The sequence below is a fragment of the Mycobacterium sp. E740 genome (assembly GCF_001672895.1).
Lineage (GTDB): Bacteria > Actinomycetota > Actinomycetes > Mycobacteriales > Mycobacteriaceae > Mycobacterium.
Map to the genome: position 1 here is coordinate 1 of NZ_LZKP01000050.1, position 8,578 is coordinate 8,578.

The following is an 8,578-nucleotide window of genomic DNA, read 5'->3' on the forward strand; positions in this document are numbered from 1 at the left end:
GTCAGGCCAACGTCAAGAGATGGATCCCGGACATCCTTCCGCTGCTGACGGCCGATGACCCGTTGCGCGTCGAGCAGTTCGCGACCCACCGGCTTCCACTCGAGTCGGCCCCGGACGCCTACGAGACCTTCCAGAAGAAGGAAGACGGCATGGTCAAGGTCATCCTCAAGCCCTGACCGCCCACGACGCGATTGGTTCGACGTCGGCTTGGCGCGGGTACCCGCCGATCATGAACCAATCGGAAACGCCCCTGCTCGACGCGCTCGTCGACTACCGCAACAAGAACCGCTACGGCTATACGCCACCGGGTCACAGGCAGGGACGCGGCACCGACGACCGGGTTCTGGCCGTGCTCGGACCGCAGGCATTCGCCGACGACGTGCTCGCCAGCGGCGGCCTCGACGACCGCCACACCAGCAACGAATACCTCAAGCGCGCCGAGGATCTGATGGCCGAAGCGGTCGGCGCCGACGTCGCCTGGTTCTCCACCTGCGGCAGTTCACTGTCCGTGAAGGCCGCGATGATGGCCGTGGCCGGCGGTGCCGACGGCGGCTTGATCGTCCCCCGCGACAGCCACAAGTCCATCGTGGCCGGCCTGATCTTCTCCGGCGTCCAGCCGCGCTGGGTCACGCCTCGCTGGGACACCGAACGGCACATCAGCCATCCGCCCTCACCGCAGGACTACCGCGACGCCTTCGCCAAGCACCCCGACGCCGCCGGAGCCCTCGTCGTCAGCCCCAGCCCCTACGGAACCTGCGCCGACATCGCCGCGATCGCCGACGTGTGCCACGAACAGGGCAAGCCGCTGATCGTCGACGAGGCGTGGGGCGCGCATCTGCCGTTCCACGAGGACCTACCGACCTGGGCCATGGACGCCGGCGCCGACGTCTGTGTGGTCAGCGTGCACAAGATGGGCGCCGGCTTCGAACAGGGATCGGTGTTCCATCTCCAGGGGGACCTCGTCGACCAGGACCGCCTCTCGGCCTGCGCGGACCTGCTGATGACCACCAGCCCGAACGTGTTGGTGTACTCCGCGATGGACGGCTGGCGCCGACAGATGGTCGAGCACGGTCACGAATTGCTCGGCGACGTCTTGACCCTCGTGCGCGGACTACGCCGCGACATCGAAGAGCTTCCCGACGTCGAGGTGATGGACGACGAGTTGCTCGGCACCGAGGCCTCCCACGACCTCGATCGCATGCAGATCCTCATCGACGTCGCAGCCACCGGCACCTCGGGCTATCAGGCCGCCGACTGGCTGCGCGAACACAAGCACGTCGACGTCGGCATGGCCGATCACCGCCGAATCCTGGCCACCATGTCGTTCGCCGACGACAAGACCACCGGTGACCGCCTGCTCGACGCCCTGTGGGCGTGGCGCAAGGCAGCCAACGACTTCGACGCGCCGCCGTCGATCAGGTTGCCCTCCCCCGAGGAGATCCAGCTCGAGACAGTCGACCTGCCCCGCGACGCATTCTTCGGCCAGGTCGAGGAGATTCCCGTCGCCAAGGCCGGCGGCCGGGTGTGCGCTGAGCAGATCACCCCCTATCCGCCCGGCATTCCCGCCGTCGTGCCTGGTGAACTGCTCAATGACGCCGTGCTGGACTACCTGCGCGACGGCCTCAAGGCGGGCATGAACATCCCCGACGCGGCAGATACCTCTTTGGAAACTATCCGTGTGATTGCCAGGTGATACCCCTGGTTTCAGCTTGGGGGCTTCTGGCAACATTACCGGCGAGTAAGAAGTTTCCTCCGACTTCGGCAGGTGGGCAGATGACGGGTACCTGGAAAGCTTCAGACATTTCGGTCCTGGCGCAGAGCGGGGGCGGCGGGGCCGCGATTCACGAGATCGTGGCTCTCACCGCGGTCGCCGCTGTGGTCGCCGCGCTGCTGCTGTGGATCGGCTGGATGCACCGCACCCACAAGATCGACTGGCTGGCGCGCCTGGCCGATTGGTCGGGCCGCCGATTCAAACGCCCGTCGTGGGTCGCGATGCCGATCGCGATATTCGTCGCGTCGATCATCTGCGCCCTGTTCGGGTTCATCTGGGACGTGAGCTTGCACATCGGCAACGGCCGCGACGGCGGTGCGCTGGCCAACCCGGCGCACTACTTCATCTTGATCGGCCTGTTCGGCATCTTCGTCGCCGGCTGCACCGCGATGGTGATACCCCGGGGGGCAGACGAGCGTCCCGGCCCCGCCGCGGTGCGCATCACCGACCACTGGTACGCGCCGGTCGGCGGCGTCGTGATGGCCGGTTGCGGCTTCTACGCGCTGCTCGGTTTCCCCCTCGACGACATGTGGCACCGCATCTTCGGCCAGGACGTCACCCTGTGGGGCCCGACCCACCTGATGATGATCGGTGGCGCTGGCTTCTCGACGCTGGCGGCGGCCTACCTCGAAGTCGAAGGCAGGCGGGTCGCCCCGCCGGACGCGCCGCCCGACGGCATCGGCCTGAAGTTCGTCCAGTATCTGGCGTTCGCCGGGGTGCTCATCGGCATGTCCGTCTACCAGATCGAGTTCGACTTCGGGGTGCCGCAGTTCCGCCAGGTCTTCCAGCCCATGCTGATCGCCGCCGCCGCGTCGCTCGCGCTCGTCGCGGCTCGCATCTACCTCGGCCGCGGTGCGGCCCTCATCTCCGCGGTCATCGCGATCGGGCTGCGCGGAATCGTCGCGTTGCTGGTCGCGCCCGTGCTCGGCTCACCAGTCAACTGGTTCCCGCTCTATCTGGGTGCCGCCGTCGTCGTCGAACTCATCGGCTTGACACCGCTGGTCAGACGCCCGGTGCTCTACGGCGCCGTAGCCGGCTTGGGTGTCAGCACCGTCGGCCTCTGGCTGGAGTCGTTGTGGATCAACACCGTCTACCACTACTCGTGGCACGCCAGCATCTGGCCCGAAGCGCTCGCGATGGCCGTGCCCGTCGCGATCCTCACCGGCGCGTGCGGCGCGATGATCGGCATGGTGCTCACCGACCAACGGCTGCCACGCCGCGCCGTCAGCGTCGGTCTGGTCGTGTTGACGGTGCTGGCGATCGGTGGCGCCACCGCCAACGGGCTTCGTTACGAGGTGCCCCAAAGTGCCACCGCCACAATCGCTTTGACCAACGTTCCGAGCGACGACGGAGGACGCTACGCCACCGCGGACGTCCAGATCACGCCCGCGAACCTGCTCAGCGAGGATCCGAACTGGGTGTCGGTGCTGGGGTGGCAGGGCAAGCTGACCCACGAGCGCGGCATGTTCGTCGACAATCTCGAGAAGGTCGGGCCCGGCCACTACCGGTCCACCGCGCCGATGCCGGTGTCGGGCACCTGGAAGACGCTACTGCGGGTGCACGACGGCCGAATGTTGACCGCAGTGCCGATCTATCTGGCCGGTGACCCGGGGATCGGCGCGAAAGAAGTGCCCGCGGACGCGTCGATGACTCGTCCGTTCGTCGCCGAGATCACGATCCTGCAGCGCGAGCGCAGCCCAGACATCCCGGCGTCGCTGTGGCTGATCGGCTGCCTGGTGGTGCTCGTGTGCTCGCTGGCGATGGTCGCCGGTGTGAGCTGGGGCGGCGGCCGGATCAACCGCAGCGAGCCCACCGGTCGCGAGACGGAGTTGCAACCCACGGCGCAGGCATGACGGCCGGGCAGACCGGCCCTGACGTTGTCATCCTCGCCGACCACTCGATATGGCTGGCGGTGCCGGCGTTCGCGCCGGCGATCGTGGTCGCCGGCGTCGTGGTGTACATCGCGATGAAGAACCGGCAGAAGCGCAGCGACGGCACACCGACGGAAGACGGGAGAACGTGAAAAAGCATCGCACACTTGGGATTCTGGTAGCCGTCGCACTTGTCGCCGCGGGCTGCGGCGGCACGAAGGACGAATCCGGCGCCGGGGGTTCGTCGCAGTCGCCCGTCGGCGGGTCGGGCCCGTCCGGCACGCAGTCCGCACCGGACCAGGTCGTGATCGACGTGTCCGTCACCGGTGATCAGGTCGCTCCCGTCAACGAACAACTCCAGGCCAAGGTCAAGCAGCCGATCGTCATCAACATCAGCAGCGACCACGACGACGAGTTGCACGTGCACTCCAACCCCGAGCACACCTTCCCCGTGAAGGCCGGTCCGCGGCAGACGTTCCAGTTCACCGTCGACGTGCCGGGGCGGGTGGACGTCGAATTGCACCACGCCGAGAAGACCATCGCGACCATCGCGGTGCAGTGACCGCAGAGTCGTCGGTCGCCGTACTGGCTCACGGCCTCGGCGGCTCTACCGATCTGCCGATACCGTTCACCTACGCGCTGATCGGTGCCGCGTGGGCTCTGACGTTCACGTTCGCGGTGGTCGCGCTGGCGTGGAAGAAGCCTCGCTTCGACACGGCCAATTCCGTTCGGCCCCTCCCTCGTTGGGTGACGACGGTCGTCGACGCCCCCGTCACTCGGTGGATCATCGCCCTCGCAGCCCTGGCTTTCGCGGTTTGGGTGGGAATCGCCGCGGTCCTCGGCCCGCAGAACGCGCAGAACCCCTTGCCTGGGGTGTTCTACGTCTTGCTGTGGGTGGGCTTGGTGGCAGTCTCGTTGATCATCGGACCCGTGTGGCGGGCTATCTCGCCGGTGCGCACGATCGTGCGCCTGCTGGGCGGTCGATCACTGGGTCTGACGTACCCGGCGTGGCTGGGATATTGGCCGGCCGTCTTCGGGCTGTTCGCGTTCGTGTGGCTCGAGCTGGCCAGCCCGGACCCGGGATCGCTTACCGCCATTCGTATCTGGGTCCTGACCTACCTGGTGGTCACGTTGGCAGGCGCACTGTGCTGCGGTGAGCGCTGGTGCGCGCGAGCCGACCCGTTCGAGGTGTACAGCGTGGTGGCATCGCGACTGTCGCCGTTTCGCCGTCAGCCCGAAACGGGCCGGATCGCGATCGGCAACCCGTTCGACCACCTCCCGTCGCTGCCGGTGCGTCCCGGCGTCGTCGTGCTCCTCGCCGTCCTGCTGGGATCCACTGCGTTCGACAGCTTCTCGGCGATGCCGGCGATTCGGAACTTCGTCAGCACCCACTCCTCGTCGGCGTGGACAGCTACCGGGATAAAGACCGCCGGACTGCTCATCTTCGCGGCGGTCGTGGCCTGCACGTTCTGGCTCGCATCGATCGCCACCGGCGGAGTCGACCGCGCCCGGCGCCGCGAATTGCCCGGGCTGATGGCCCATTCGCTGATCCCGATCGTCATCGGCTACGTGTTCGCCCACTACCTGACCTACCTCGTCGAGCGCGGACAGCAGACCATCATCCTGTTGGCCGATCCGCTCGATCGCGGCTGGAACCTGCTGGGGCTCGGCGACGCCCAAGTGAGCTACTACCTTTCACAACATCCAGCGGTGCTCGCGACGCTCAAAGTCGGTTTCGTCGTCGCCGGACACGTCGCCGGCGTCGTCGCCGCGCACGACCGCGCGCTGCGGATACTGCCGGCCGGGCATCAGCTCACCGGCCAACTGGCGATGATGCTGGTCATGGTCGGCTACACCTTCACCGGGCTGTACCTGCTGTTCGGCGGGTAGCGTCGAAGCGTATGAAGGCGCTCATCATCGTCGACGTACAGAACGACTTCTGCGAGGGCGGCTCGCTGGCGGTCGCCGGCGGTAACGATGTCGCGCGGGGCATCAAAAGGTTGGTCGCCGGGCGCAACGACTACGCACATGTGGTGGCCACCAAGGACTTTCACATCGATCCCGGTGAGCACTTCTCCGACAACCCGAACTTCGTGACGTCCTGGCCGCGGCACTGCGTCGTCGGGACCGGCGGCGCCGATTTCCATCCCGAGTTCCACGCCGACGCGGTCGACGCCGTCTTCACCAAGGGCGAGTACTCGGCCGCCTACAGCGGTTTCGAGGGCACTGATGCGAGCGGCACCTCGCTGGACGATTGGCTGCGCCAACACGGCATAGACAAAGTCGACGTCGTCGGCATCGCGACCGACTACTGCGTCAAGGCGACCGCCGCCGACGCCGTCGCCTATGGGTTCAGCACCCGCGTCCTCGTCGACCTCACCGCTGGCGTCGCCGCCGAGTCGACCGCCGAGGCTCTCGCAGACCTGCAGGCCGCGGGCGTCGAGATCCGCTAAGCCGTCGGGTCTACCGGACTGCCGGTCCACGACGGCGGCCGGCCTTCCAGGAACGCGCGCACTCCTTCCCGCGCGTCGTCGTGGCTCATGAGCGCCCGGTGAATCGCGGTCTCCCGCGCGCCGACCGCGGGCCGGTCCAGGTCGAACGAGTCCCACAGCAGCCGCTTGCTCGCCGCCACCGACATCGGCGCGGTGTTGACGGCGATGTCGCGCGCCAGCTCCAGCGCGGCGGGCAGCACCTCGGCGGCAGGCAGCGCCCGGCTGCCCAGCCCCAGCTCCACCGCCCGGGCGCCGTCGAAAACCGCCCCGCTCAACAGGATTTCGGCGGCCTTGCTGATACCGACCAACCGCGGGAGCACCCAGTGCGAATAGGCGTCCCCGACCACGCCGCGCCGCACCTGCACGACGCCGTACCGCGCGTCGGCCGCGAAGAAGCGGATGTCGCACTGCAGCGCCAACGTCAGTCCCAGGCCGATGGCGTGTCCGTTCACCGCTGCGATGACGGGCTTGCGTAGCGTCCAGGCCGGTACGTCGATGCCCGCGGCGCTGAAGTCCTTCCCTGGTGCGGCGAAGGTCTCCTCACCCGACGCGAGGTCGGCGCCCGCACAGAAAGCGGGTGGGCTCCCGGTGAGCACGACGTCGCGGACGCGGTCGTCGTGGTCCAGCGTCCGGTAGGCGTCGGCCAGCTCCTCACGCATACCGTCGCCTATCGCATTGCGCTGCCGCGGGCGGTGCAGCGTGACAGTTGCCACACCGGCGTCGACGTGCGTCAACAGCGTTCGGTATGCGGGCAGGTCGAAACGGCTGGACACATGCTCTCCCTGCGATGGACGGACTTGGCGCCGATGTGGTTGTGATGTTGCCTCACCGGGCACACCCGTATGGTTCCGTTGATCCGTTCGTCTCATCGTCTGGAGTTTGAATTGACCCAAGCCGCCACCTCACAAGCCGCCCCACTGGAAATCTGGCCGGGCAAGGCCTATCCGTTGGGGGCGACCTATGACGGCTTCGGCACCAACTTCGCGGTGTTCAGCGAGGCGGCCGAGAAGGTCGAGCTGTGCCTGTTCGATGCCGACGGCACCGAGACGAGAATGACGCTGCCCGAGGTCGACGCGTTCGTATGGCACGGCTTCATCCCGAACATCGAGCCTGGCCAGCGCTACGGATACCGGGTGCACGGGCCCTACGACCCCGACGCAGGCGAGCGCTGCAACCCGAACAAACTGCTGCTCGACCCGTACGCCAAGGCGATCGACGGCCAGTTCGACTGGGACCAGTCGCTGTTCAGCTACAACTTCGACGACCCGGACAGCCGCAACGACGAGGACTCGGCGCCCAAGATGCCCAAGTGTGTGGTGATCAACCCGTACTTCGACTGGGGCGTCGACCGCCCGCCGGGCCACGAGTACGCCGACTCGGTCATCTACGAGGCGCACGTCAAGGGCCTGACGCAGACACATCCCGACATCCCCGAACAGATCCGCGGTACATACGCGGCGGTGGGCCATCCGGTGATCATCGAGCACCTCAAGTCGCTGGGCGTGACCGCGATCGAGCTGATGCCGGTGCACCACTTCGCCAACGACTCGACGCTGGTGGAGAAAGGCCTGTCGAACTACTGGGGCTACAACACCATCGGGTTCCTCGCGCCGGACTCCAAGTACAGCTCCAACCCGAACCCCGGCGGCCAGGTGCAGGAGTTCAAGGCGATGGTGCGCGCGCTGCACGAGGCCGGCATCGAGGTGATCCTCGACGTGGTCTACAACCACACCGCCGAGGGCAACCACATGGGCCCGACGCTGAGCTTCCGGGGCATCGACAACGCCGCGTACTACCGCCTCGTCGACGACGACAAGCGCTACTACATGGACTACACCGGTACCGGCAACAGCCTCAACGTCGGCCATCCGCACTCCCTGCAGTTGATCATGGACTCGCTGCGGTACTGGGTCACCGAGATGCATGTCGACGGGTTCCGCTTCGACCTGGCTTCCACGCTGGCCCGCGAGTTCTACGACGTGGACCGGCTGGCGACGTTCTTCGAACTCGTGCAACAGGATCCGACCGTGAGCCAGGTGAAACTGATCGCCGAGCCGTGGGACGTCGGTCCCGGCGGCTATCAGGTCGGCAACTTCCCGCCGCAGTGGACGGAGTGGAACGGCAAGTACCGCGACACCGTTCGCGACTACTGGCGCGGCGAGTCGGCGACGATCGACGAGTTCGCCTCGCGGCTCACCGGGTCGTCGGACCTCTACGAGCACACCGGCCGGCGACCCGTCGCCTCCATCAACTTCGTGATCGCCCATGACGGTTTCACGTTGCGGGACCTGGTGTCCTACAACGAGAAACACAACGAGGCCAACGGCGAGGACAACCGCGACGGCGAGAGCCACAACCGGTCGTGGAACTGCGGCGTCGAAGGGCCGACCGACGATCCGGAGATCAACGCGCTGCGGTCACGCCAGCAGCGCAACTTCCTCACG

The 8,578-nt window shown here is 67.1% G+C and carries 8 protein-coding genes and 1 pseudogene; 8 read left to right on the forward strand and 1 reads right to left on the reverse strand.

What is annotated here, in order from left to right; all coding sequences use genetic code 11:
* The 7 genes and pseudogenes from A5663_RS22910 to A5663_RS04755 all read left to right on the forward strand — a co-directional run.
* Nucleotides 1-176: pseudogene (locus tag A5663_RS22910) on the forward strand (glutathione-dependent formaldehyde dehydrogenase); the annotation flags it as partial.
* A 53-nt stretch (nucleotides 177-229) separates the two neighbouring features.
* Nucleotides 230-1,693 (forward strand): aminotransferase class I/II-fold pyridoxal phosphate-dependent enzyme, encoded by a 1,464-nt coding sequence (locus tag A5663_RS04735; RefSeq protein ID WP_068144540.1) that lies wholly within the window; start codon nucleotides 230-232, stop codon nucleotides 1,691-1,693.
* Between the two features lie 80 nt (nucleotides 1,694-1,773).
* A complete protein-coding gene (locus tag A5663_RS04740; RefSeq protein WP_068144543.1) occupies nucleotides 1,774-3,624 on the forward strand; it encodes a hypothetical protein in 1,851 nt (616 codons plus the stop codon).
* Nucleotides 3,621-3,794 carry a hypothetical protein gene (locus A5663_RS23255; protein ID WP_197503296.1) on the forward strand — a complete coding sequence of 58 codons (174 nt, stop codon included), beginning with the start codon at nucleotides 3,621-3,623 and terminating at the stop codon, nucleotides 3,792-3,794. Before A5663_RS04740 ends, A5663_RS23255 begins: the two co-directional genes overlap by 4 nt.
* Nucleotides 3,791-4,204, forward strand: coding sequence for a hypothetical protein (locus A5663_RS04745; protein ID WP_068144546.1), 414 nt, complete (start codon nucleotides 3,791-3,793; stop codon nucleotides 4,202-4,204). The genes A5663_RS23255 and A5663_RS04745 overlap by 4 nt, the downstream gene beginning before the upstream one ends.
* The gene (locus A5663_RS04750; protein ID WP_068144549.1) at nucleotides 4,201-5,532 is read left to right on the forward strand and encodes a hypothetical protein; all 1,332 of its coding nucleotides are present in this window, start codon (nucleotides 4,201-4,203) and stop codon (nucleotides 5,530-5,532) included. The genes A5663_RS04745 and A5663_RS04750 overlap by 4 nt, the downstream gene beginning before the upstream one ends.
* An 11-nt stretch (nucleotides 5,533-5,543) precedes the next feature.
* Nucleotides 5,544-6,095, forward strand: coding sequence for a nicotinamidase (locus tag A5663_RS04755; protein ID WP_068144552.1), 552 nt, complete (start codon nucleotides 5,544-5,546; stop codon nucleotides 6,093-6,095).
* On the opposite strand, the gene A5663_RS04760 is transcribed toward A5663_RS04755, so the two are convergent.
* Nucleotides 6,092-6,907: an enoyl-CoA hydratase/isomerase family protein gene (locus tag A5663_RS04760; protein WP_231976679.1), complete on the reverse strand. Its 816-nt coding sequence runs from the start codon at nucleotides 6,905-6,907 to the stop codon at nucleotides 6,092-6,094. The genes A5663_RS04755 and A5663_RS04760 overlap by 4 nt on opposite strands.
* Nucleotides 6,908-7,018: 111 nt before the next feature.
* On the opposite strand from A5663_RS04760, the gene glgX reads away from it, so the two are divergent.
* On the forward strand, nucleotides 7,019-8,578 hold a 1,560-nt coding region (glgX, locus tag A5663_RS04765; RefSeq protein ID WP_231976680.1), incomplete at its 3' end, for a glycogen debranching protein GlgX.